20 protein-coding genes are annotated in these 25233 nt (G+C 43.1%); 4 read left to right on the top strand and 16 right to left on the bottom strand.

Annotated elements, in window-relative coordinates:
• Positions 1-122 precede the first annotated feature (122 nt).
• The 8 genes from HEQ19_28470 to hisD form a co-directional block, all read right to left on the bottom strand.
• Positions 123-461, bottom strand: coding sequence for a hypothetical protein (locus tag HEQ19_28470; GenBank protein ID WYM02832.1), 339 nt, complete (start codon positions 459-461; stop codon positions 123-125).
• A 252-nt stretch (positions 462-713) separates the two neighbouring features.
• Positions 714-1100: a nuclear transport factor 2 family protein gene (locus HEQ19_28465; protein ID WYM02831.1), complete on the bottom strand. Its 387-nt coding sequence runs from the start codon at positions 1098-1100 to the stop codon at positions 714-716.
• A 129-nt stretch (positions 1101-1229) separates the two neighbouring features.
• Positions 1230-2018, bottom strand: coding sequence for a DUF3598 family protein (locus HEQ19_28460; GenBank protein WYM02830.1), 789 nt, complete (start codon positions 2016-2018; stop codon positions 1230-1232).
• A gap of 173 nt (positions 2019-2191) precedes the next feature.
• On the bottom strand, positions 2192-2875 hold the full coding sequence (locus HEQ19_28455) for a serine/threonine protein kinase (GenBank protein WYM02829.1): 684 nt from the start codon (positions 2873-2875) through the stop codon (positions 2192-2194).
• Positions 2876-3013: 138 nt separating this feature from the next.
• Positions 3014-3904 (bottom strand): UTP--glucose-1-phosphate uridylyltransferase, encoded by an 891-nt coding sequence (locus HEQ19_28450; protein WYM02828.1) that lies wholly within the window; start codon positions 3902-3904, stop codon positions 3014-3016.
• A 1052-nt stretch (positions 3905-4956) separates the two neighbouring features.
• Entirely contained in the window at positions 4957-5121 is a 165-nt protein-coding gene (locus HEQ19_28445) for a hypothetical protein (GenBank protein WYM02827.1), read from the bottom strand.
• A gap of 34 nt (positions 5122-5155) precedes the next feature.
• Complete coding sequence (gene leuS, locus HEQ19_28440) at positions 5156-7765, bottom strand: leucine--tRNA ligase (GenBank protein WYM03673.1); 2610 nt, start codon at positions 7763-7765, stop codon at positions 5156-5158.
• 591 nt (positions 7766-8356) lie between these two features.
• Positions 8357-9670: a histidinol dehydrogenase gene (gene hisD / locus HEQ19_28435; protein WYM02826.1), complete on the bottom strand. Its 1314-nt coding sequence runs from the start codon at positions 9668-9670 to the stop codon at positions 8357-8359.
• A 911-nt stretch (positions 9671-10581) separates the two neighbouring features.
• On the opposite strand from hisD, the gene HEQ19_28430 reads away from it, so the two are divergent.
• On the top strand, positions 10582-12843 hold the full coding sequence (locus tag HEQ19_28430) for a glycoside hydrolase family 65 protein (protein WYM02825.1): 2262 nt from the start codon (positions 10582-10584) through the stop codon (positions 12841-12843).
• Positions 12844-12924: 81 nt separating this feature from the next.
• Here the strand turns inward: HEQ19_28430 and HEQ19_28425 are convergent, their stop codons facing one another.
• Positions 12925-13347 carry an NUDIX hydrolase gene (locus tag HEQ19_28425; protein ID WYM02824.1) on the bottom strand — a complete coding sequence of 141 codons (423 nt, stop codon included), beginning with the start codon at positions 13345-13347 and terminating at the stop codon, positions 12925-12927.
• Between the two features lie 290 nt (positions 13348-13637).
• On the opposite strand from HEQ19_28425, the gene HEQ19_28420 reads away from it, so the two are divergent.
• Positions 13638-14279, top strand: coding sequence for a phosphoribosyltransferase (locus HEQ19_28420; protein ID WYM02823.1), 642 nt, complete (start codon positions 13638-13640; stop codon positions 14277-14279).
• Positions 14280-14331: 52 nt separating this feature from the next.
• On the opposite strand, the gene HEQ19_28415 is transcribed toward HEQ19_28420, so the two are convergent.
• Positions 14332-15333, bottom strand: coding sequence for a tRNA-dihydrouridine synthase family protein (locus tag HEQ19_28415; GenBank protein WYM02822.1), 1002 nt, complete (start codon positions 15331-15333; stop codon positions 14332-14334).
• Between the two features lie 312 nt (positions 15334-15645).
• Between HEQ19_28415 and HEQ19_28410 the strand changes: the two genes are divergently transcribed.
• Both HEQ19_28410 and HEQ19_28405 read left to right on the top strand, forming a co-directional pair.
• Entirely contained in the window at positions 15646-16131 is a 486-nt protein-coding gene (locus HEQ19_28410; GenBank protein ID WYM02821.1) for a hypothetical protein, read from the top strand.
• Positions 16082-16765, top strand: coding sequence for a PAS domain-containing protein (locus tag HEQ19_28405; GenBank protein WYM02820.1), 684 nt, complete (start codon positions 16082-16084; stop codon positions 16763-16765). The genes HEQ19_28410 and HEQ19_28405 overlap by 50 nt, the downstream gene beginning before the upstream one ends.
• Positions 16766-17121: 356 nt before the next feature.
• On the opposite strand, the gene HEQ19_28400 is transcribed toward HEQ19_28405, so the two are convergent.
• From HEQ19_28400 to HEQ19_28375, 6 genes are all read right to left on the bottom strand, one after another.
• On the bottom strand, positions 17122-17577 hold the full coding sequence (locus HEQ19_28400; GenBank protein ID WYM02819.1) for an EVE domain-containing protein: 456 nt from the start codon (positions 17575-17577) through the stop codon (positions 17122-17124).
• 5 nt (positions 17578-17582) lie between these two features.
• Complete coding sequence (locus tag HEQ19_28395) at positions 17583-18200, bottom strand: Uma2 family endonuclease (protein WYM02818.1); 618 nt, start codon at positions 18198-18200, stop codon at positions 17583-17585.
• A gap of 33 nt (positions 18201-18233) precedes the next feature.
• Positions 18234-18620 carry a response regulator gene (locus tag HEQ19_28390; GenBank protein WYM02817.1) on the bottom strand — a complete coding sequence of 129 codons (387 nt, stop codon included), beginning with the start codon at positions 18618-18620 and terminating at the stop codon, positions 18234-18236.
• On the bottom strand, positions 18592-18762 hold the full coding sequence (locus HEQ19_28385) for a hypothetical protein (GenBank protein ID WYM02816.1): 171 nt from the start codon (positions 18760-18762) through the stop codon (positions 18592-18594). The genes HEQ19_28390 and HEQ19_28385 overlap by 29 nt, the downstream gene beginning before the upstream one ends.
• A 29-nt stretch (positions 18763-18791) precedes the next feature.
• A complete protein-coding gene (locus tag HEQ19_28380) occupies positions 18792-20039 on the bottom strand; it encodes a transposase (protein WYM02815.1) in 1248 nt (415 codons plus the stop codon).
• Positions 20040-20184: 145 nt separating this feature from the next.
• Positions 20185-24648 (bottom strand): response regulator, encoded by a 4464-nt coding sequence (locus HEQ19_28375; GenBank protein WYM02814.1) that lies wholly within the window; start codon positions 24646-24648, stop codon positions 20185-20187.
• Positions 24649-25233: the final 585 nt, after the last annotated feature.

Genomic DNA, 25233 nt, shown 5'->3' with positions numbered 1-25233 from the left:
ATACGGATAAAAGATTTTAAAGTTGATAAATTTTTTGTAAAGATATAAGTAATACCGTTTCTTTATATGGATAATCGCAAAGTACGGCATCAAAGGAATAGTCAAGATACCGTACTTTCGACTTAATCTTCATCAAGCGCCGGGAAAGCTTCCTCCAACTTCCACAACTGATTTTTATTTTCCACGAACCAAATACGAGTTTCTGGAGTTAATTGACTCCAAACCATATCAATGGGAACATGGGGAGATGCATATCTATATTGCTCACCCAGGCTTCTGAGATTATCAGCCACATCAAGGGGAATACCGAACTCTCGCCAGTCAACTTTTAAATTTCTGCCAGAGAGTCCTGCAGCAGGATCGAAAATTAATTGTGCAGCGCGAATTAAATCAGCAAAGTGATTTGGTTTAAGTCCCGTGATTTGCTGAATTTGAAGTGAATCGTTATGCTCTTGAGACATTTTCACTGGAGTGGGAAAGATTAATGGTGTAGTGAACTTACTGCCAGAGATTTTTATCCCAATGTCTCTAGTTTAGCGCACAGGTAGGCCGTTGGCGCTCAAAAATGGTATAATTATAAGGAAAATCCAAAAAATAAATTATCCAAGATTTGAGTCCGTAGGGTGCGTCAGTACCAATAATATCTCGCGATGTCATAGATTTCTCCCTGCTGACGCACCCTACATGTGGAATATTTTTTGATTTGTCAGTCCCTAAGACCGCAGTTGCGCCACCATCGCTACTGGATTCCAGTAAGCGCGAGTCGTTTGAATCTTCCCGTCTTCGTTGACCTCAAAAATTGTAATCCCCTCAAAGGTAACAGACTTACCACTTTTGCTGAGTCCTCGCATAGTCCACTTGACTGCAGCTTCATGACCAGCAACAAAGATATGCTCAGTTGTAGGTTCTAGTTTCTCAAAAACTGCTTGTAATTGCCCGATAAACTCACGAAATCCCTCATGAATTTTTGTCGGTGGTTCGCCAACAGGATCATAACTCAAAGCATCTTCGGCAAAGTTCTCTACCCATCCTTCTGCATTCATGGCTGCAATATTAGCAAAGTAGTCTGCGACCACTGTTTCAAGTGTTGCACGTGACATAACATTGATTCCCTTGATTCTAGAACATAAGCTTAATGTCTCACAAATTGCTGGTAATACCAATTTGAAAAAAGAATGCGACATATAGATTGGGTAAGGGCGCAAGGCCTTGCTACCCTACAATTTCATTTAAGATTGGCGATAAAATACTTCAGAAATCAATAGCTGAAAATCACCATGCTCATCATATTTAACTGTCAATCGCTTAAATTGATTCTCAGTGACAAATCTACCGGCTATCAGCTGAAAATCTTGGGAAATTTTCAATCTTTCAGGAGCATTAATAACTATACCATCAGGCAAGAATAACGTTTTATTTATACCATTTGTTGGATCTAAAACAATCTCTGGAGTTGGTTCAGTAACTGAAATGGTTAAAGCTGAATCCATAGAAGTTCTTTCGCCTATCCATTGACCATTAATTTCCTTAACTTCTAAACCTGGAGATTCTGGGGGAAAGCTATCTAAATGTTCACGAATATGAGAAATTCTCTCTAAATCACCATTTATCCCATATATAATAACTACGCTAGTGCGCCAAACTTCATGCTTAAAAAATAACTCTACACCAAAATTTTTCTCTGGTTCAAATTTTTTACTTACCCCACCAGTCGCGCCTTGACCAAAAGACAGCGCCCTCATGTTAGGTAAAGCTACATGAATTAATCCATCAGGCTGATTACAAGTTTGTTTATCAAGTTGCCATTTTTTTTCTTCTGTACTACCATCAGCGTAGGTATAATTATTGGTATGATAGATAATTGTTTTATCTTCATTAGCCCAAAATTTTCTTATACCTTTAAATGAATTGATAACTTCTATTTCAGGTGAATATCTAGTCCATGTTCCATGCCAAGCAAAACCTGCAGGACTGTGATTACCAAATAAATTGAGCCAGTTTTGTTCTTGTGCATTCATGATCTTAAAACAATATGATTTCTATATCTTCCTTGGGGCGCAAGGCCTTGCGCCCCAACCCTGTGATCTATTTACCTGAAAGTGTCTGCTTTGCAGTACAGCCCTGAAAATACTGGCTATGAGCGATAAATATCTTATACGAGCAAAAAAATACTCAAATTTAATTATATCAGTTATTTGCCAACATTTTGGATGAATTGACAGCAAATTGCCCTCAAAGAAGTTGCTAAACGATAGCTTTTGCGGACAATATCCAGGATAAAGTACGGTATTCGTAGCCCTAGTGGATAAATCAGGGGGAGGTATAACCAGTAATATGCCTTCTTCAAGTTATTCCACTTTGAGCAGCTGTCCTCATGGAGGAAGTCTGAGATGTCCACAACCAATCCCCTGCCTTCGTGCATCATAACATTCCGTCCATGAATGTCATGGGGGTAAAGTCCGCGATCGCGAGCATAATCCAAAGCTTGATCCACGTCTCGAATCACCTGCTTTGGAATACGTAGACCAAGTTTCATGCAATCGTAGAGGGTTACTCCATACAGTCGTTTCAAGAGTAACAAGCCATCTTGTGCATACAAACACTCAGAGAAAGCAGGATGGAAACCTAAGCGACGATAAACCTCCACTTCCTCCTCAAAGCCCGGACGCCCAGGGGCGTAAATCTTCACCACCAGATTTGGATAGTCAGAATGATAAACAACTACAGCGTAGTTCCCTCTACCCAAAAGTTGCCAAGGTTCAGGGACATAGTGAACTTGTACTGGGTCATGGGGATTGACACTCTCGATTCGTAGTCTAGGAACTAGCTCTTGGTGGATACTCTTGATTATCTGCTGAATATGCGATTTATTCATACTGGATTAGTACCCTGATAAATAGATAACAAGAATCTACTAACTCACTCAGCTTACCTATTTTTCGCGATCACCGAAAGTCCAAGGTTATACCATCTATTTAACTATAAAAATAAAAAATTTGTCTGCCAAAGTCAGCTAAAATACATTTCTAAAATCAATCATTGTCTGCCGATAAGCATCTGGTAAGCCCGTATCAAAACATTTCCCTGGGACAACATATCCTGTCATTCCCTCGGCTTGACGCAATCTATCGAGACAGGATGTTAACTGAAATTCACCCCGTTCGCGGAAGTTTTGATTGATATGTTCTTCTAAAAATTCAAAAATTTTCGGCGTCAGTAAATACAAACCAAATACACCTAAAAACTCATCCTCTGACATCCCCTCTACACGCAAATGCTGACGTGCATACTCCACACTTGGCTTTTCGTAAATTTGTGTAACTTCAAGAATCGAGTTGAACTCTTGCCAAACTCCTGTAATACACCCAGCTTTATGAATAATTTCAGCGGGCACTTTAGTCAAGCCTACCACACTTTGACTCACTTGTTCATAAATATCTAAAATTTGCCGCGCACAAGATTTGTCCGTGTCAGATGCGTAAACATGGTCCCCTAGCAACAGCAGAAATGGCTCATCTTTTACCCATTCCTTAGCACAAAATACCGCGTGACCGTAGCCTTCTTGCGCCTCTTGCGTTAGGATTGTGATTTTGCTGCCCAAATCTTGCAAATATTCGCTATATTCTTGATTTTGCGGCGAAAGTTTCGCCAAAAGTTCTGATTTAGGTGGATTTTGAAATAAATTTGTAAATACTTCTTTGTCATCAGGTTGAGCCACAATCCCGACTTCGACAATTCCCGCATTGATTGCTTCTTCAACAATTGCCAAAATCACAGGTTTTGCCCTACCATCTCGATCAATAATCGGGAAAAGTTCTTTTTTCACAACTTTCGTCGCTGGAAACAACCGAGTACCAAAACCAGCAGCCGGAATTACAGCCTTTCTAACTTTATTTTTCTCCATAAATCGTCCTCCGCTTCAGCGTATTTAAATTAAAAATTAAAAAACAATTTTGGTTAGGCGTTCCAGAATCAAATGAAAAATTCATGCTACCACGTTCAGTATCTTGCTCAACTCCTCTCTTGGCGATCGCTTGCTCCTAATTACGCGGGTATATTATACTTTTTTATACAAAATACTTAACTTGACTACGGGTTAGCTTGGTCTTGATGGGCACCATTCATCATGAGTCCTTTTTAACTAGTGTCAGTTAACAAACTGTCACTCACTAGATTACCGATTTTATTCAGGAAGAGATATTCTTAATTAGTGCAAGGAGTGATACCACTTCACCACATGTTTGTTACAAGTTCTCCTCGTAATGCTCCTCCTCTAGGGGCAGTTGCGAAACTCAAATGTTGCATCAAACTAGTGGATTGGTATACAGTTATACGGGAAAGCGCTTGGGTGAGCAAGAACCTCAGGCGTTTTTTCGTGTATAAATAAAAAATATTTTCTCTGTGAGAAAATTAGAGAAGTTTTTAAAGGCACATGCGATCGCACGCCATAAATTAGGGGTACAACAGCCGTTATCCCCCTGAATCCTTTTGAGCGTAAATTTTATTTAAAACCACTTTCTAGCGATGATCACGGAGCAGAGCGAGGAGTTAGGAGTTAGGAGTTAGGAGTTAGGAGTTAGGAGTTAGGAGTTAGGAGTTAGGAGTTAGGAGTTAGGAGTTAGGAGTTTGGAGTTAGGAGTTAGGAGTTAGGAGTTAGGAGTGAGGAGTGAGGAGTTTGGAGTTAGGAGTGAGGAGTTTGGAGTTAGGAGTTAGGAGTTAGGAGTTAGGAGTTAGGAGTTAGGAGTTAGGAGTTTGGAGTTTGGAGTTTGGAGTGGATTATTTTTTATTTTTCTTTCAACTTGTTGATTGAAGTTGTTAATATCTTAATAATTCTTTCATTACTCATTACTCATTACTCATTACTCATTACTCAGGAGTGAGGAGTTAACGAAAATTTGGGTCTAAAACCCCGTCCTTTGCGGGTAGGGGCGCAAGGCCTTGCGCCCCCGAAGATCATCAAACAACGCCAAAAACATCAAACAACGCCAAAAACCCTGATTTTCCCATATGTACGCCTAAAATCCTTACAAATGACAAATGACAAATGACAAATGACAAATGACAAATGACAAATGACAAATGACAAATGACAAATGACAAATGACAAATGACAAATGACAACCAAAGCCAGTAAGATTTATTTGCGCCGACTTACTTAGTTGACAACAAAATTGACCAACTTCCCAGGTACGACAATCACCTTCTTAATCTCCTTACCCTCAATGTAACGTTGGGTAATTTCCGACTCACGAGCATATTTTTCCAACTCGGCTTTATCTGCTTGCGCTGGTACTTGAATTGAACCGCGAGTTTTGCCCATAATTTGAATTACCAAAGTAATTTCATCAGCTACTAAAGCCACCGGGTCAAAAACAGGCCAAGTTTGTGTGTGGACAGAATCGCTGTTACCCAATAAATGCCACAATTCATCAGCAATGTGTGGTGCTAAAGGCGCAAGCATGACAACTATTGTCCTGATTCCTTCGGCAAAAATTGGTGACTTTTTGTCGCTAGCATCAGTCAGGGCGTTACTTAACTTCATCAATTCCGAAATAGCCGTATTGAATTGATATTCGTCTTCCACATCTTCAGTAACTTCTTTAATCGCCGAGTGAATTGCTCGACGTAACTCTTTTTCTGGTTTAGTTAAATTGGCGAGTTGGGCTGGCTTGTGTGATACCCCAGCAGCAATATAATCTGTGACCAAGCGCCACACCCGATTTAAGAAGCGGAATTGTCCTTCCACATCAGCTTCATCCCATTCTAAGTCCTTTGCTGGGGGCGCCTTGAATAAGACGAACATCCGGGCTGTATCTACACCATATTTGGCGATGACATCTTCCGGCGCGACACCGTTACCCTTAGACTTAGACATGGTAGCATAAAGGCGTTGCAATGGTTCACCTGTTTCGGGGTCACGGGGGTCAGCGGGATTTGTCACCAAATTAGAAGGAATCCACTTATCCTTACCGCCCTTGTTGGGATTGAGATAAGTTAAACCCTGTACCATTCCTTGAGTTAACAGGCGTTGAAAGGGTTCATCAAAGTTCAATAAGCCTCTATCTCGCAGCACCTTAGTAAAGAACCGCGAAAACAACAAATGCAAAATCGCGTGTTCAATTCCCCCGACATATTGATCCACAGGCAACCAGTCATTGGTCTTTGTCGGGTCAAATACCTGTTGTTCATTCTTAGCATCAGCATACCGCAAGAAATACCACGACGAATCAATAAAAGTATCCATCGTGTCAGTTTCCCGCTTGGCTCTGGTACCACAAGTGGGACAAGGGACATTCACCCAACTTTCTAACTGCGCCAAAGGTGAACCACCGCGTCCCGTCAATTCTACATCTACCGGCAACTCTACTGGTAAATCTTGCTCAGGAACTGGTACAATCCCACAATTGGGACAATGAATCACTGGGATAGGTGCGCCCCAATACCGCTGTCGGGAAATCAACCAATCCCGCAAACGATATTGCACCCGCGCTTTGCCAAAACCTTGTTGTTCGGCGTATTCAATGATTCTTTGCTTGGCTTGTGTGGATGGGACGCCACTAAATTGTCCAGAATTAATCAAAATTCCTGGTTCAGTGTAAGCACTATCATAAGAAATCATGATTAAAGGCGGATCTTCTTGACGGAAATCCTCATCCACGACCTCATCAGGTTGAACGATAACAAACTCAATGGGTAAATTATATCTATTGGCAAACTTGAAATCTCGCACATCATGTGCTGGTACACCCATAACCGCCCCAGTACCGTACTCATACAGCACATAGTCAGCAACCCAGATGGGTACTTCTTCCCCCGTGAATGGGTTAATCGCCTTACCACCAGTGGGAATACCGCGCTTAGGCTTGTCTTCAGCGGTACGTTCCAATTCACTTTGCTGGGAAACTTCTTTAATAAAAGCTTCTACCGCTCCTTGCTGTTCTTTAGTGGTGACGCGCAAGGTTAAGGGATGTTCGGGCGCCAATACCAAATAACTGACACCATAAACCGTATCAGGGCGCGTCGTGTAAACGGGGATTTTTTCATCCAACCCAACAATGGGAAATTCCAAGTATGCACCTGTTGATTTACCAATCCAGTTTGCCTGCATCAACTTGACACGTTCAGGCCAACCTGGTAATTTATTTAAATCATTGAGTAATTGTTCCGCGTAGTCGGTAATCTTAAAAAACCATTGCCGTAATAATTTGCGCTCAACTATTGCCCCACTGCGCCAAGAACGTCCTTCGTTATCAACTTGCTCGTTAGCCAGTACAGTTTGGTCGATAGGGTCCCAATTAACCGCTGCTTCCTTTTGGTAAGCCAACCCCGCTTGCAAAAATTGCAAGAAAATCCATTGCGTCCACTTGTAATAGTCTGGCGAACAAGTCGCAACTTCCCGTTCCCAATCGATAGACAAACCAAGACGTTGCAATTGCTGCCGCATTTGGGCAATATTTTGATAAGTCCACTTAGCAGGGGGAACGCCACGGTCAATAGCCGCGTTTTCTGCAGGTAAGCCAAAAGCGTCCCATCCCATTGGATGCAGTACCCGATAGCCTTGCATTCGCTTGAGACGAGCAATCACATCTGTAATTGTATAATTACGGACGTGCCCCATATGTAGGCTGCCCGATGGATAGGGGAACATAGATAGAGCATAGAATTTAGGCTTGCTGCTATCTGTAGGCGTTTTATCTAAGCCAAGTTCTGCCCATATAGTTTGCCATTTTTCCTCAATTGCTGCTGGGTTGTATCGGGAATCCACCGAAAATACTCCTAATGCATCTGTAATCGTGTCTGTCTCCATATTGTAGATGCTAGGCAGAGGAATCAGCTGCTTAGGGACTTCTAATTACTGGAAAATTGCTGTAATTCAATTGTAATTTCAGGCTTGGTGTGGTCAAAATATAGTATTTTGTCATAAAATATACAGCTACAATACGTGAGATACTTCCCTAGAAGGATGTGTAAGTAGTTCAAATATTTTAGATTAAATATATACTTTTACCCTGAGTGAATTGGGGGCTTGGTTTCCCTCCTAAGCCCCTTTTTTATATGCATTATTCAGTGGGAATTACGGAACTAGCAAATTAATAGGGTGCGTCAGATTTGGAGTAATCACTTGTTTGATAAAATATTATCACGCATATGGAATGGTCAGGTCAACCGATGCCTGGATTTTGGATTTTGGATTGACCCAGACCACAAGGGGAAAACAATTTTGGATTTTGAATTTTGGATTAAATCTAAAATCTAAAATCTAAAATCTATAGCGTTTCTCGCCCTAGTAAGGTACACCCGTAGGGGCACGGCAATGCCGTGCCCCTACACCGCGTGATACAATTTTGTACCTCACTTAACTGAGAATCGCTATAAAATCTAAAATTGGCTTGGTCAACCGCACTGCTACACTACCGGCATGGGCTGGTAAACCTTCCGCTTCTGCTAATGTCACCGCTGCTTTACCAATTTCTTGCAATGATTGTTGATGACATTCCAAATAGGTAATGCGCTTGAGAAAATCGTAGACACTCAAGCCAGAAGCGAATCGCGCAGAACGGGCGGTAGGTAGTACATGATTTGGTCCGCCTAAATAATCACCAATGGCTTCGGGGGTATAACGTCCTAAAAATACACTACCAGCACATTTAATTTGGACTGCAAGTTGTTGTGGGTTATCTACGCACAATTCAACGTGTTCTGGTGCTAGCTGGTTGAGCAGGGGGATACTTGCGGCTAAGTTATTAACTATTATTACTGCTCCGTGTTGTTCCCAACTAGCTGCGGCTACTGTTTTGGTAGCCAGAGTAGGGAGAATTTGCTTAACTGCTGCAATAACTTGCTGTGCAAAAATTTCGGAATCAGTAATTAAAATTGATTGGGCACTGGGATCATGTTCGGCTTGCGATAATAGATCCCAGGCTATCCACTCAGGGTTATTTTGGCTATCAGCTACCACCAAAATTTCCGAAGGACCAGCAATGCTATCAATCCCTACAATACCAAATACTTGCCGCTTGGCTTCGGCAACATAAGCATTACCCGGACCGACAATCTTATCTACAGGGACAATGGTTTCTGTACCGTAGGCTAAAGCTGCTACTGCTTGTGCGCCGCCGATACCGTATATTTCCGTAACTCCGGCAATTTGGGCAGCTGCTAAAACGGCGGGATTGATTTCCCCGCGAGGCATTGGTACTGCCATGACAATTCTTTCGACACCAGCAATTTTTGCTGGCAGGGTATTCATTAGTACAGAACTCGGATAACTGGCGCGTCCTCCGGGGACATAAATTCCGACTTGGGACAAGGCTACCCAATTTAAACCCAGGCTGACGCCGCAGGTATCAGTATAACCGATATTTTGGGGTAATTGTTGTTGATGAAAAGCTGTAATTCGTGCCGCTGCTAATTTTAAAGCTGCTTTGACATCTGTAGGACATTGGGCTGCTTGTTCAGCAATAAAGGTATCACTTAATCGCAAAGATTCAGGATGAAAATGGTCAAAACGGCTGGTATAGTCCTTAACTGCAGCCTCACCCCGCACCTTGACATCAGCTAAAATATCGCGGACTGTCCCACTCACATCAACTGTAGCTTCGCGGCGATCGCTTACAAGTGTGTTGAATTTGGCTGAAAAATCTTTGTCGGTGGTGTCAAGGAGTTGCATGGACAGTATTGTGCAGGGGGTAAAGGTCAATATTTAGTTTAGCTTGAACCGAGCTTATGCTAACCCAACGCCAATACACAATCCTCATCGTTGATAATTTACCAATTAATTAGGAAGGATATCGGTATTATCTAAATGCCAATTCAGATATCACTTATATAATTTTGCCAGCAGAATCGGCCAAGGATGCTTTAGCTGTGGTGAGTGATTGTGATATCCTGTTCACAGAAAGACTTTTGGCGTTGCATAATTGCGGGATAAAATCGTTAAATTCAACTTTGAAAACTCTTCCTCTTCCCTACGAGACGCTCCGCGAACGTAGAGAATGCGTGAGACAAAAATCATCCCATTAATCAGCAACGCCGAAAAAAGAATGGGACAGATAGGGTAGGGGATCTAGGCCTAGATCCCCTACAGATTATCGATGTTTTGCAAAGATTTTTTGAATTGGTATAGCAACCGCCAAAGTGCTTAGGACATTAACTGATGATAAAACCTAGACACAATCAGACTTCTAACCCAGTCCCCAGCGATGCACTGAGCGGTCGTTGTGTCCCCAGCGATGCACTGAGCGGTCGTTGTGTCCCCTGCTATAAGTCGGCGGTTCAGGAGTCATTTGTCAAAAATTTAACTATTTTTAGCTCAAATAAACAAAATAAACAAAATAAATATACCTCTTCTTTGTTCCATTCTTAATAAAATGTGTTTTAATAAAATCTAACTCAAGAGGGATTAAATCCGAAAATTCCCTGTTAAATACAACACCAGAGTTTGTTATGCAAACTAAATCAAACTCTCGATAATAACGCCAAGCAAAAACTGCCGATTTCCACCATTAATAGCCGCAGTTAGCAATAGTCAAGCCTCAAGCATCCACCGTCAACCCTCAAGCGTCAGAGGTTAAATTACTCATGGTTAATCTATCTGTTCACAATTATCAACAAAATCAGGAATTGATTACAGCAAATGACTGGAACATTATTGAAACAAAATTTAATCCCCAGGAGTTACACCATCAAGAAACTGTTTTTACCCTGAGTAATGGTTATTTAGGAACGCGGGGTAGTTTTGAGGAAGGATATCCTGATGATTTTGCCGCAACACTAATTAATGGTGTGTATGATGATGTGACAATTGCCCATACTGAACTTGTCAATTGTCCTAGCTGGCTACCATTGGTGGTGCAAGTGGCAGGCGATCGCTTTAGTATGGATAGTGGTGAAATCCTCAACTATGAACGCCGATTAGACCTGCGTTTGGGTATACTTAGTCGTGATGTCCGCTGGCGATCGCCTCAAGGTCATACCCTCGATTTCCACTTTGAGCGTTTCGCTAGTCTAGCAGATCAACATGTACTCGCGATTCGCTGTCAGATTACATCTATAGATTTTGCAGGAGAAATCTCTGTCAAACTAGGCTTTGAACCGGAACCGGACACTAATAGGGTCAAACATTGGAAAACCCTAAACCAAGGTGGCGTAGATAAAATTATCTGGCTGTATAATCAAACTCGCCGATCAGAAATTAAACTGGGGATGGCTGCTAAGTTAGTGGTAGAGGGTGAAGATGCTCCACTCGTAAGCCTCCAGAATGCTGATAGTTCCCCAACCTTACAAACCACCTTCCAATCAACACCAGGAAAAACGGTGGCTATAGAAAAGATTGTCACCATGTTTACTTCACGAGAATCACAAATCCCCATCGCCGCAGCTTTACAAAGGCTAGCCGATGAACCCCGATACACAACTTTGTTAGCCGCCCACATTACCGCATGGGATCAGGTTTGGCAAAACAGTGATATTATAATTGAAGGCGATCGCCACGCACAATTGAGTGTCCGCTACAATCTGTTTCAATTACTGGCTGTAGCACCACGTCACGATGATAAAGTGAGTATTCCGCCCAAAACCCTCTCTGGTTTTGCCTATCGCGGACACATCTTCTGGGATACAGAAATTTTTATTCTCCCTTTGCTCACCTGCACTCAACCTGATTTGGCGCGTAACTTGCTTACCTACCGTTACCACACCTTACCAGGTGCTAGACGCAAAGCCCAAGAAGCTGGTTATCAAGGGGCTATGTTTGCCTGGGAAAGTGCTAATACTGGCGATGAAGTTACTCCCCGCTGGGTACCAGATGCCAATGGCGAGTTAGTTAGAATCTGGTGCGGTGATCTAGAAGTGCATATTACCGCTGATGTCGCTTATGCAGTTTTGCACTATTGGCAAACCACCGAAGATGATGATTGGATGCGGGATTATGGCGCGGAAATCATCCTAGATACCGCTGTTTTCTGGGAAAGCCGGGTGACGTGGAACCAAGAACGCCATTGCTACGATATCAAAGACGTAATTGGTCCGGATGAAAATCATGATCGCGTCGATAATAACGCTTTCACCAATGTGATGGTGCAGTGGCAGTTACAATCTAGTTTAGCATTGTGGGACTGGCTCAAGCAAGCCTATCCCGAAAAGTCAGCCGAACTGGCGCAACAACTCCACTTAACCACAGAGCGTTTACACCATTGGGCAGAAATCCAAGAGCGGTTATTTGTTAACCAAGACAAGTCTTCAGGTTTAATTGAACAATTTGAAGGCTTCTTTGGGCTTGAAGATGTCAACCTTGCTGATTACGAACCACGTACCACATCAATCCAAGGTCTGTTGGGAATTGAAGCCACAAGCAAAAAGCAAATCCTCAAACAGCCAGATGTCTTGATGCTGCTCTACTTGCTCCGACAGCATTATGATTATAACACATTGCACAACAACTGGCAATATTATAGCCAGCGCACCGACCATACCTATGGTTCCTCACTCGGACCTGCAATTCACGCCATTTTAGCTTGCGACCTGAATCAACCAACCGAGGCATATACCCACTTTTTGCGAGCAGCCTTGGTAGACTTAGAGGATGTCAGACTCAACGCCAAAGAAGGGATTCATGCAGCCAGTGCGGGAGGAGTTTGGCAAGCAGTAGTATTCGGCTTTGGCGGTATCCGCATGACGCAATTTGGACCTGTCGCCTGTGCAAAATTACCGCCCAACTGGACACGGCTGAAATTTCGCCTGCAATGGCACAACGAGTGGTATGACTTCGATTTGCAACAAACAACAGACCAAATAGCAACTTCATCTGCGAAATTAATGGCGTCATCTTTGTTACGCAATTAATCCCAATTTGAAAAAAGAATGGGACAGATAGGGTAGGGGCGCAAGGCCTTGCGCCCCTACAGATTGCAAGGCCTTGCGCTCCTACAGATAATCGTTCGAGGCCAAAAAACCCTCGAGAATTCGTTTGAGTGAATTTGTTTTAATCTGGCTAATGGCTTTAGTAACATCTAGCCACTGACGCTCTCTTTCACTGGCTTCTGGATAATCTTGACTCAATGTCTCAACTGGTAACAAATATATCTTCACACAGTAAGTTTTGCCTTTTTTGCGATACTTGTAAGTACCAAGTTCATGACCCTCTACTTGTCCAATCACACCAGCTTCTTCCCAGGCTTCTTTTGCTGCTGACTCAGGTGGACTCATACCATTACAGATCCCTCCTTTGGGAATTACCCAATCTTGACCATCACGGGTGGTAATCAACAAAACTTCGATTTGACCGTTTTGAACTCTATAAGGAATTACCCCAGACTGTTTAAATACTTTGTTGCCTTTTTGAACCATCTAATTTATATCCCATAGCTATTGGGAAATTGGGACGAAATCTCGATAAAATAGTGCCACTTAAGCCTTCAGGGTGATTTTAGCTTTGGTTCCCACATAGCGATCGCCCTCAAGTACATGCCTTTGGGCTGCCACACTCCTGTGAAGTTTTTGCTCAAATGGATATATTATGAAGACAGGAGTTTGAAACCTTCATCAGTTCCTCAAAGTAGCAGTCTCACCTAAAGATAGATCAAGATTGCCCTAGCTCCCCTTGTGGGCGTCTATTTCACCCAAGGCTGGTGATCATCATGCCAATAATCTTCCGCAATCGCATTGAAGCAGGTCAGATGTTAGGACGACAACTAACTGCTTATGCTAACCATCCAGATCTGTTGGTTTTAGGTTTACCCCGTGGTGGTGTACCCGTGGCATTTGAAGTGGCAAAATTATTAAATGCACCACTGGATATCTGTTTAGTTAGAAAACTCGGCGTACCTGGCCACAAAGAACTCGCAATGGGAGCGATCGCCTCAGGAGGTATTCGCATACTGAATGAGGATATTGTCAATTCCTTACACATATCTCAGCAGCGAATTGAAGAAGTTGCTGCAGATGAATTACAAGAATTGCAACGTCGCGATCGCGTCTATCGCGGCGATCGCCCTCCACCAGAAGTAAAAAATCGCACTATTCTTTTAGTCGATGACGGTATTGCCACTGGCTCGACCATGCGTGCTGCCATTGCTGTATTGCGACAACAGCAGCCCAAAGCCATTATTGTCGCCGTTCCGGTCGCATCGCCGACAACCTGCGATGAGTTACAACCAGAAGTAGAAAAAGTATTATCTTTGACAACGCCAGAGTCAATGTATGCAATCGGTGCCTGGTATGAAGACTTTTCGCAAACCACTGATAAAGAAGTGTGCGATTTGCTTCGGGAGGCGCAATAGGCAAGGGTCAAGGGTCAAGGGTCAAGGGTCAAGAGGGGAATAGTTGCCATAGTTACACGCCTTGGTAGGGTGCTAGGGCTAAAGTTTTCGTCTCCTCAGCTAAGAGAAAGCGATCGCAGACCTTAAACAATTCTACCTCAGTCTGGGTCTGTCGCATCAGTCGCAGGAAATGCCCTTGGGCATCAACACTCAGAGCAATGTAATTGAGGAACATTTTGAGGTAGCCTACACGCGCTCGCTCTGGCATAGTTGGTGCTGTGGGGGTCTGCCATAAACGCTCAATATAGTTGCGTACCTCCACCAAAGGAACGGGTGTAATCGGCTCTCCTCGCAAAGCTTGCCGAATTTGATGAAAAATCCAAGGATTCCCAATCGCCCAGCGTCCCACCATCACACCCGCTGCGCCTGTTTGTCCAAGCACTGATAGTGCAGTTGTCGCTGAGTCGATATTGCCATTGGCAAGTACTGGACAATCAACCCGTCTAACCGCTTCAGCAATCAAATCATATTTCACTGCTCCGTGGTACATATCTTTGACCGTGCGACCATGCAAAGAGAGCAAATCAATGCTGTGGCGATTAATTATATCGAGAATTTGGTAAAAAGTATCTGTATTTTCAAAACCTAGGCGCATCTTGACGGTCAAAGGTCGGTCGTTGACTGCTTGTCGCAGTGAAGCCAAAATCAGATCGACTGTTTCTGGTGAGCGCAGCAATCCACCCCCAACATTTTTGCGATAGATTCTCGGTGCTGGACAGCCCATGTTTAAATCAACTCCAGCGATATTATAGCGGCAGAGTTCCTGTGCTGTTCTTACTAAGTCGGGAATGCTTTCGCCAATCATTTGGGCAAAAACGGGGCGACCCGTGTCGTTTTCGGTGATTGCAGCCAGAATGCTACGATTGAGCCGTGAGGTCTCATTGACGCGGAAATACTCGGTGAAGAAGTAGTCAGGACTACCGTAGTGGGCAATGACTTTCATAAACCAGAGGTTTGTCACATCCTGCATAGGCGCAAGAGCGGTAGAGTCTTTGTGGAGCGATAACTGGGACATAAAATTAAAAAATAGTTACTGAGATTAGGCACGGTGAGTCCTACTTGATTTTTGGGCAAAACCTACCCAGTATTGCCTGGTGATAGCTTCGCCATGTCTACCCTAACTCCTAGTAAATTTACCGGATAACGTCTAAGTCCTACTGTATTAACTAATATGACTTCGTGTTTTATCGTCACCTTTTACCCAGCTTGTCATTTTTGTATGCCAAAATGTCATTTAAAGTTTACACAAAATGTCTTGATCTCCAGATGTCATGAGAGAAAATAGAGAAGAGAACAACAAATTACTCAGAAATCCCACATCTAAAATATGACCGACAGAAGGCGTTCTAACGAATATAAGCAGGTTAGCGGCTATATTCCGGTAGAGTTAGCGCGAGAATTCAAAAGCATCTGCGCCCGTGAAGGGATATCCCAAAGTGACGCATTAGAAGAGATCACCCGTGAATGGATAGCTAAAAGAACAGGTTCTCACTCGTCAATTCCTCAACCAAAATCCCCAGAAACAATTGCTGATTTAGTCAAAGCTAACATGAGCAAACTCAAACGTTGTGGTGTCAAAAATTTGCAAGCCCTAGCCGATGGGGAAGTGCTACCGACACCAGGGGACTTTGCCATTATCACATCGGCGTTAGCCATTCCCGAAGAGGAGCGAAAAATAATTTGGCAAAAAACTTTAAAATTTTCCGTGTTGAGTGAATTCATGAGTGTAAAAGTATATAGAGATTCTGGAGGTGTCAAAGAAGATGAGTGTAAGCATTCTCAAAACCCTAAACCTACCGGGCTGGAACTATAAAATCTCCTTTGAGGGGATTTCTATCCTTGCCCCGACAAAGCGAGATGCTACACAGATAGCCCAAAGCTACGGAGATGCTCTCAGTGAAACAGCGTCAAAAATCAATGGTAAAGTACGGATAGGATGGAGAGGCTGCAAACACCCAATTGAGTTTTTTGGGTGGATGGCATCTAGCCAAATGCCAACAGCTTCTCAAACAGCCGAACGTATCTTGAGTACTTCCGGTTCAGTCTTTTGCAGCCAGTTGCATTTACCAGTAGATTTGTTATGCCGCATGGTTGCAGCCGCAGACAATGATCGCCCGGTGAGTATTGTCAGACAAGATAACCGTAAGCAAATCATTGTCAACCAGCCAATGGCTGACATGTTGGAGACACCACCAGAAATTGCCACTCAAAGGGTAATGAGCCAATTTTGGCTACCGGAAGATTTAGCAGAACTGGAAAAACGACTCCAGACCCAGGGAAGATTCACATGGACTTACGCTGCTGGACTCAACGAACGAGCCTGGGCTATTCTCACAACCCAATTTGAGGCGTTCGAGGTGGAAGGCGTTTGGTACAGACAGGGAATTTGCTTGTCAACTCCCCAGCTTGTGCCCATTCCACCAGGAGTTTTTGCTCCAGCTGCTTAGACCCACTAGTACTCTGTCAAGATAAAAATGATGGACTGTAGTGCGGGCATCTTGCCCGCGTGAGCGAGACGCTCACACTACCAAAAATCCCTCAAAACAAAATTGACAGACTAGTAGTTCACCTTCCAGAATTAAACCATCTTTTTTAGCAGTGCCTGCATCATTTCAGGGTGCGCTGCTTCTCAAACGCAAAATATCTCTCAAACTCTCTTTCCTTCTCTACGAACGCGAGTGCGTGTCAAAGACAGACGCTACGCGAATGTTGTTCATTTCTCCGTTAGTTGTGCGTAAGTCCTGTAGTTGATAACTAAAAATTGCTCGAATGTTTAATTTTGTAACGCACCAGACAAAAACAGCTAAAAATCTTTCATTGCTAAAATTTTTGTCGCCACAGATTCTAAAACAGGTATCACGGATAAGCGATTACCTTGCTTAACCACCAATAACTCCTCCGGGCTAAACTTCTCCCTAAGTATTGATAAAGCGATAGGATGAGAGAACACCTCAACAAATTCTACCACAACCGTGTGCCAGCGAGGCGATTGGGGACTTGATTTAGGATCATAATATTTACTTGTCGGGTCAAATTGCGTAGGGTCAGAAATATCTGATTTCACCACACGCGTCAACCCAGCAATCACCGGCGGGTTAGTATTAGAATGATAGAAAAAAACTAAATCGCCCAACTGCATTTGACGCAGAAAATTGCGAGCCTGATAATTGCGAACACCATCCCAAATAGTCTCACCATCTTGTTCCAGGTCAACGATGCTATAGACTTCCGGTTCAGATTTCATCAACCAATAATTCATTGAATTTATAAAATAACCTCAAACACTTGCTGTACTGTAATATTTAATTGGGGAAAAAGCGGTGATTCAATCAGACTATTACCGCGAAACTCTTTCATCTGATACTCCCCATCGACTAATTCACATACAAAAAATGTCGGCAATTTAGGATTGCCAATAAATTTCCTACCTCCTAGTGCTGCATAATCAACAATCCAATATTCAAGAATTCCCATTTTTTCATAAACTGCAAACTTATCATGATAATCATCGTGCCAATTTGTGCTGACGATTTCAACGACTAAAGGAATTGATGCGGATTGTGTAAGTGTTGATTCCTTTTTCCACAACGGTTCATTTTTCAGATTATCAAAATTCAATAATAAAATGTCGGGATTGTAGGCAGAATTTCTGTTTTGCGGTTTAATAAATGCTGTTTTAGGTATTCCATAAGGTAATTTTAAATTCGCATACTGCAAAGTAATCTTTTCAGCTAAAAACGCAACAATAAGTTCGTGGTCTCCACTTGGTGGGGTCATTTCAATAATTATGCCATCATGCAATTCATAACGTACTCGTGATTTTTCTGGATACCATTCAATAAAATCATCGAAGGTAATTGATTTGGCTAGTGATTGAGTCATATGAAATAGGTCGGCGTCAATAAAGCGTACTGATTAATTTTCCCAACTCCAACCCAAGGCCGTAGCAATTTGACCAGGTAATTCTAAAGGATTAAACGGTTTAGCGATCGCAGTTGCTATTCCCATTTGAGCATACCGACGCCTGTCTGAAGCTTGGATTTTCGCCGTCAACAAAATCACCGGGGTTGCTTTGGTTGCTGGATTTGCTTGTAACTGCTCAAAGGTAGCAATGCCATCCATATCTGGCATCATCACATCTAAGAGGATAGCATCTGGTTGCCAAGTTGCGGCTTTTGTAATGCCATCCTGACCAGAATTAGCCGTCACCACTTCCCAGCCTGCGACGGTTTCTAAGCAAATTTTGGCAACTTCTTGGATATACTGCTCATTATCAACCACTAGAATTCGCTTTGTTGTCATTGCTTGTGCCCTCTGCTCGATTTTGAGTAATTCGCTGCAGTAATTCCATTACCCGTTGTTCAAATTCTTGGGTGGTCACACGTCCTTTAGTCAAAAATTCCGTATGTCCTAATTGGAGTCGATTGCGTTCGGTCTGTTGCAAATCCTTGGCGGATTGACATCCTCCCACCACTAATTCGGAGTACCGAATATAGTGGGGGATTCCAAAGATCGCTCTTTGGGTTTCCTCTTTCCACGACCCGACTTACTTGGAGGAGTTTCCCCACCCATACAGAGGTCGATGTCTCCAGAGGCGTTAGTTCCGACGTGACCCGCCGTACTTAATGCTTTTTCTAGTATGTTCCGCGCTGCGTTCCAATCCCTATCTTGGGTATACCCACAATGAGGACAAACATGAGTTCTGGTGCTAAGAGTCTTTTTGACAACCTCTCCACAATTAGAGCAATTCTGTGAGGTATAATGTGGTGGAACGGCAACCGTGACAACACCAAACACCTTACCAAAATACTCAACCCATTCACGAAACAGCGACCATGAAGCGTCACTAATCGACTTAGCCAAGCGATGATTCTTGATCATATTCCGCACCATCAAATCTTCATACGCCACAAGGTCGTTAGACCTCACCACGCACCTTGCTGTCTTAACAGCAAAGTCTTTACGCTGGCGACTTACTTTGAGGTGTTTACGAGCAAGTTTATTTCTAAACTTAATTCTATTTTGAGAACCCTTTCTAGTCTTAGACATCCGCCGTTGCAAACGTCTCAAGGACTTTTCACTTTTACGAAGATGTCTAGGGTTGGCGACTGTTTCTCCGTTGCTATCTGTATAGAAGTGGTTTAACCCCAGGTCAATACCAATAGTTTTACCAGTTGGTTCTCGCTTTTCTACTCGTTCATGGTCAATGCAAAACTGGCAATAATAGCCATCTGCACGACGCACAACCCGCACCCTCTTAAACTGTTTCCTGTGGTAGAAGTGCAGGTCACGGGTTCCCCAGAGTTTGAAAGTTCCCGCTTTAAATCCATCAGAAAAAGTGATATACCTGCGGTCATCAGAAAGTTTCCATCCACAAGTTTTGTATTCAACAGAGCCATGTGTTTGTTCTTTCTTGAACTTTGGAAATCCCTTTTTTCCTGGCTTATTTTTCTTGCAGTTATCAAGGAACCGAGCAATTGCAGACCACGCTCTTTCAGCACTGGCTTGACGAGCCATCGAGTTCAGCTTGGCGACCCAAGGAAACTCAATATTAGCCGCAAGTACAGCGCAGAACTTACTGAGGTCGTATCGCCCAATACCCTTGTTATCCATCCAGTATCTAAGGCTGGCATTGCGAACAAAACGCGCAGTTCTAATTGCTTCATCAAGCGCTTGATACTGTCCGTCTTCTCCCTCAAGTTTGGCCTCAAATACCAGCATATTTACGTCATGTACATTAACGTAAACCATAACATAGATTTGCAAAAAACTCAACTGTTCCCTTTCCCTTACTGGCTTGCAGCCAGTTGTGGTCGGGGAACGTTTCGTTTTTTGCCCTCGATTCATCTCGCCGCCAAATCAAAGATTATGGCGGGAGCCTTCTCTCCGATTTAGGTAACTGGGCTAAATCGTGATCATCCTCAACAATCAAAATTCGGAGGCGCTTGGAAGATTTAGTTACAAATTGCCTAAGTGATTGTAACAGGTAACTTTCTGGGACTGGTTTACTCAACCAATCGGCAAAGTCTGTACTAGGTTGACTATTTGTTGTTGCTTGGTAGACGCTGCAAATCACAATGGGGATTTCTTTGGTATCCGCCCGTTCTTTTAATACTGCCATTGTTTCCCAACCATTCATCCCCGGCATGAGTAAATCGAGTATAATCACATCTGGTTGTTGAGCAGCGGCTACGGCGATCGCTTCCGGACCATTAGCCACTGTCACCACTCGATATCCGCCTTGTTGCAGTAGTCTTTGCAGTTCACTGGGGATGGCGAGATTTTCCTCACAGACTAGGACTAGTGGTGAGTGCTGAATTGGGTCTGGTAATTCAGGAGTTAGGGGAGCCTCTAGAATCGGTAATGTAAAGCCAAAGGTGCTACCTTCACCCAATTTACTTTCTACCCAAATATTTCCCCCATGCTGCTGGACAATGCTTTTGCAAATTGCCAAGCCTAAACCGCTGCCGTCATGGTTGCGGGAATCGGAGGAATCGACCTGTTGAAAGCGTTCAAATACACCCTCAAGTTTATCATGGGGGATACCACGCCCAGTATCTTGGACTGTTAATAAAACTTCATACTTTTGTTTTTCAGCCCGCAGCCAAACTGTGTTTCCAGGGGAGGAAAATTTAATGGCGTTACTCAGCAGGTTAGTCAGAGTTTGGACAATGCGGTCTTCATCAGCCCACAATTCGATAGATAAGCTAGATATAGATAGTTTGACTCCGGCTTTATCTGCCAGGGGCTGCATGATATTGACAGATGATTTGATCAAGTCAGCCAGATTGCAGGTTTGTTGTTCCATTTTCACCCTGCCTGACTCAATCCGCTCAATGTCTAGGATATCATTGATCAGGCGTACTAGACGGTTTGTGCTATCACAAGCAATTTGCAGCAGGCGTTTTCCCTGCTCCGAGTCGGCTTTGAGCAAACCACTGGCTAACATTCCCAGTGAACCGTGGATTGAAGTCAGGGGGGTGCGGAGTTCATGACTGACGACGGAAACAAATTCATCTTTCATCCGTTCAACTTGTTTACGCTCTGTGATGTCACGCAAAATTACTGTGTAAAATATCCCTTCGCCCATATCTAATTTGGAAATCGAAGCCTCAGCGGGGAATTCTGTACCATCCTTATGACAACCAAATAATTCGCGCCGTTCTCCCATTCTCCGCGCCAAGCTAGGAGATTTGCCAAACTCAGTTACATAATGACGATGGGCGTCGGTAAAGCGCAGTGGTAAAAGTAAGTCTAGCTGTTGTCCGATGACTTCTTGAGCGGTGTAGCCAAAAATCTTTTCTGCTCCTTGGTTAAACAAAGTGATCCGTTGATCTGCATCAATGGAAATAATTGCATCATCAGCAATATCTAAAATTCGAGCAAATCTGGTTTGAGAAATCCGCAATTCTGCTTCTATGCGTTGACGTTCGTCGAGTTGTGACTGCAATTGTTGATTTACACCAATTAACTCACCCGTGCGCTCTGCCACTCGCAATTCTAGTTCATTATTAACTTTTTGCAAATCTGCCTGACTTTGTTGCAATGCGATTTCAGCTAGGGTGCGATCGCGTTGATTTCGCAATGCGATAATACCATAAGTTAGGTCTGCTGCCAGCTTTTGCAAGAGTTTAACTTCATCAGCATCAAAGGCTTCGAGTTCTGAGGCGTAAATATTCAAGACGCCTAAAGGTTGACCATCAGCCATTAAGGGTAAAGCAATAGATGAAGCATAACCTTGTTTGGTCGCCTGACAGCGCCAAATTTCATAACTGGGGTTGGTGAAAATATTTTGAATAATACAAGGTTGACCTGTGCGAATTGCGCTTGCTGATGGGGTTTGTCCGCGAATTGTGTCAGACCAGGTGAGGTTCAACGATAGTAAATATCCATCTTCATAGCCTGCTTGAGCCACTGGGCGAATAGTTTGCTGTTGATCATGTTCAGCAAAACCAACCCAAGCCAGACGATAACCCCCAACTTCGACAATAATTTGGCAACTTTTCTGTAGCAAGTCTAACTCATCTTTGGCACGGATGAGTACCTGATTGCAATCACTCAAAGTTTGCAGGGTGCGATTTACCCGGCTAATTTCTGCCTCTGCTTGTTTTGCTTGACTAATATCTCGCGTAATTGTCAACATGAGCATTTTACCATCAGCTTGGTTAAGCAGAGGTACTGCATGGGTTTGCGTCCAGCGACGATTACCTTTACAGCTAATCATCTGACACTGTAAAGTACCCTTACCACCTTGACAAACATTGGCGTTGAGTTGGCGAAACGCCTCGCGATCTTCTGGAACAATGAAACTATAAACTGACTTACCAATTACGGCAACGCTGCTGTCTGTTTCCAGCATCAAAAATCCCGCCGGGTTAATTTCCAACACAGTCCCATCAGCCGCAATCATTATCACACAATCTGGCTCGCCTGCAAAAATGGCTCGCCAGCGGGTTTCATATTGGTTAACTTGCTGACTGTGAGTTTGCGCCATGCGTCGTAGCAGTTTCATTCGCTCTAAACGATTGATAATGCGAGTAACTAGTTCAGGTCCAACAATTGGCTTGCTCACAAAGTCATCAGCACCAACGCTAAATACCCGATTCAAAATCTCAGCATCGTTATGAACCGTCAGAAACAGGATGGGTAACTCACTCCAACGGGGATCATTCCGTACCACCTGGCACAGTTCAATGCCGTTAGTGTAAGGCATTTCCACATCCAGAATCAATATATCTGGGGTAACAGCTTCTAAAGTTTCCCAAAACTGGCGCGAGTCATCAAGAGTAATCACCTTGAGTCCCCAAGGACTGAGTAAGGTTTGCAACCATGCTAAAATTTTGGGGTCGTCGTCTACAACTAATACCTTAGCTTCGGAGTGGGGAGATTCTTCTAAGACTTGGGTGATAGCTTCTAAGACCTGTGTAGTCCCCATCGGCTTCTGTAAAAAGGTATGTCCACCGTTGCGAGCAATTTGTAGGCGATTGAGAAAATCAGTTTTCTCGGTTAAAACTAGTACAGGTAAGGGAGGTTTGCGCCCAGAAAGTTCTGCTAAGAAGCTCAAGCTTTGCTCTTGCTGAGAAGAAACACCCAAATCTAGCAATACCACATGAGGACTTTGGCGGTAAATCTGATTTCTAGCTGTTTCAATGTTAGTGGAAATAGCAAATTTTAACCCCCATTTAGCAGATTCTTTAGTTAACTCTTCAGTTAAAATAGATTTGCGAGCAATTATCAATACTAAAGGAAGAGTTTCAGCAGTAGGCGATGAGATTGGTGGATTATCTTTGCCTTGAATTTCTTTACGTAATAACCTCACCCAATTTTGCAAATTTTTCGTTTCCGCAGCAGTCAATGTTTTCTTGGAGTTTAGCAAATGTTCTATTTTTCGCGCCAACTTCGAGCCAATAGCCAAGCCAAAAGTGCCTAAAGAACCCGCCAGAGTATGAGCTTCTTGAGCTGCTTGCAAATGCAATTCTACATTTAAACAATCGCCACCATCTGCGGCTTTCTCCAGTACCCTTAACTGTTCATCAATGCGCCCTTGAAATCTGTGCCAAATCCCCGCAACCCCTGCGAGTGTTTGCTGCTGTGATTTGAGATCAGAGATTTTGGAATGGGGATGGTCTAGCCCTTTCCCTTTCTCACCCTCCTCTTCCAATGGCTTGAGCCGATAGCCAATACCATAAACTGTTTCCACCAAATCACTATTAGCTCCCACCGCTTTGAGTTTGTGCCGTAAACCTTTGATATGGGTACGCACAGCTTCTTCTGTGGGAGTATCATCATAAGACCACAGATGTTCTAAAATCATGCCACAGCTAAATACTCGGCGACTGTTTCGCAAAAATAACTCTAACAGGGCATATTCTTTTGGAGTTAATGATAGTAAATCTTGTCCAAATGTGACTTCATAGCTACTAGGATCAAGCCTTAAATTACCCCATTCCAACACAGGTTGAGATGTTGCGCCTCCCCGACGCAATAAAGCCCGTACACGCGCTACTAACTCTTCTGCATCAAAAGGTTTAACTACATAGTCATCAGCACCTGCATCTAGTCCAATTGCCTTCTCGTGACTACTATCACAGCCGGTCAATAACAACACAGGCATTTGCAAACCAGCAGAGCGAATTTGACGACAAAGACTGATGCCATCGAGCTTCGGCAACAAGACATCTAAGATGATTAAATCATAGTCATAAGTTTCAATTAAATCAAGAGCCGCATCACCATCACTGGCAACTTCAACAGCATAGTTTTGGGTAGTAAGAATGGCAGTGAGGGCGACCGCAAGTAAACTATCATCCTCTACAACTAAAATCTTCATATCAAAAGCTGTGATGATTTAAAACTTAAAACAAAAAATAAACACTAAATTAAAAACATAAATTATATTTTATATTTATTCTATCTTACATCTTATAGAAGAGAACTGTACATGTCGTTTGAATTAGTTAACAAATAGTAACATTGATTAATCTTATCGCACTTTTCACAAAAATTAGCTTGGTTGCGTGAGGTACAACCCACCACCCCCAACCCCCTAGGCGAAATCTATATGTATCAGCATTTTGGTGGTATCATATAAGACGTTGAAATCGCGGAACTAGCCCCTAAGCGTAAGCAAGGAGGGGAATAAGAAGTTTTTTTCATGTCTCCTGCTCTACGCAGTTCATGAAGGCTACTTAACCCGAATTTCTCACCACATCTCAATAATTAAATAAGTAATGAGTAATGAGTAATGAGTAATGAGTAATGAGTAATGAGTAATGAGTAATGAGTAATGAGTAATGAGTAATGAGTAATGAGTAATGAATCTTACTTCTTACTTCTTACTTCTTACTTATTACTTCGCCCGTGAGGTTCGCGCTTTGGGAGAGTTCAATCTGCGAAGTTCAATCCCTTCTCTCCT

Origin of the sequence: Gloeotrichia echinulata CP02, assembly GCA_038087035.1 — a bacterium.
Taxonomy (GTDB): Bacteria; Cyanobacteriota; Cyanobacteriia; order Cyanobacteriales; family Nostocaceae; genus Gloeotrichia; species Gloeotrichia echinulata.
The sequence above is the reverse complement of the archived record's forward strand: the minus strand, read 5'-3'. Positions and strand labels throughout refer to the sequence as shown.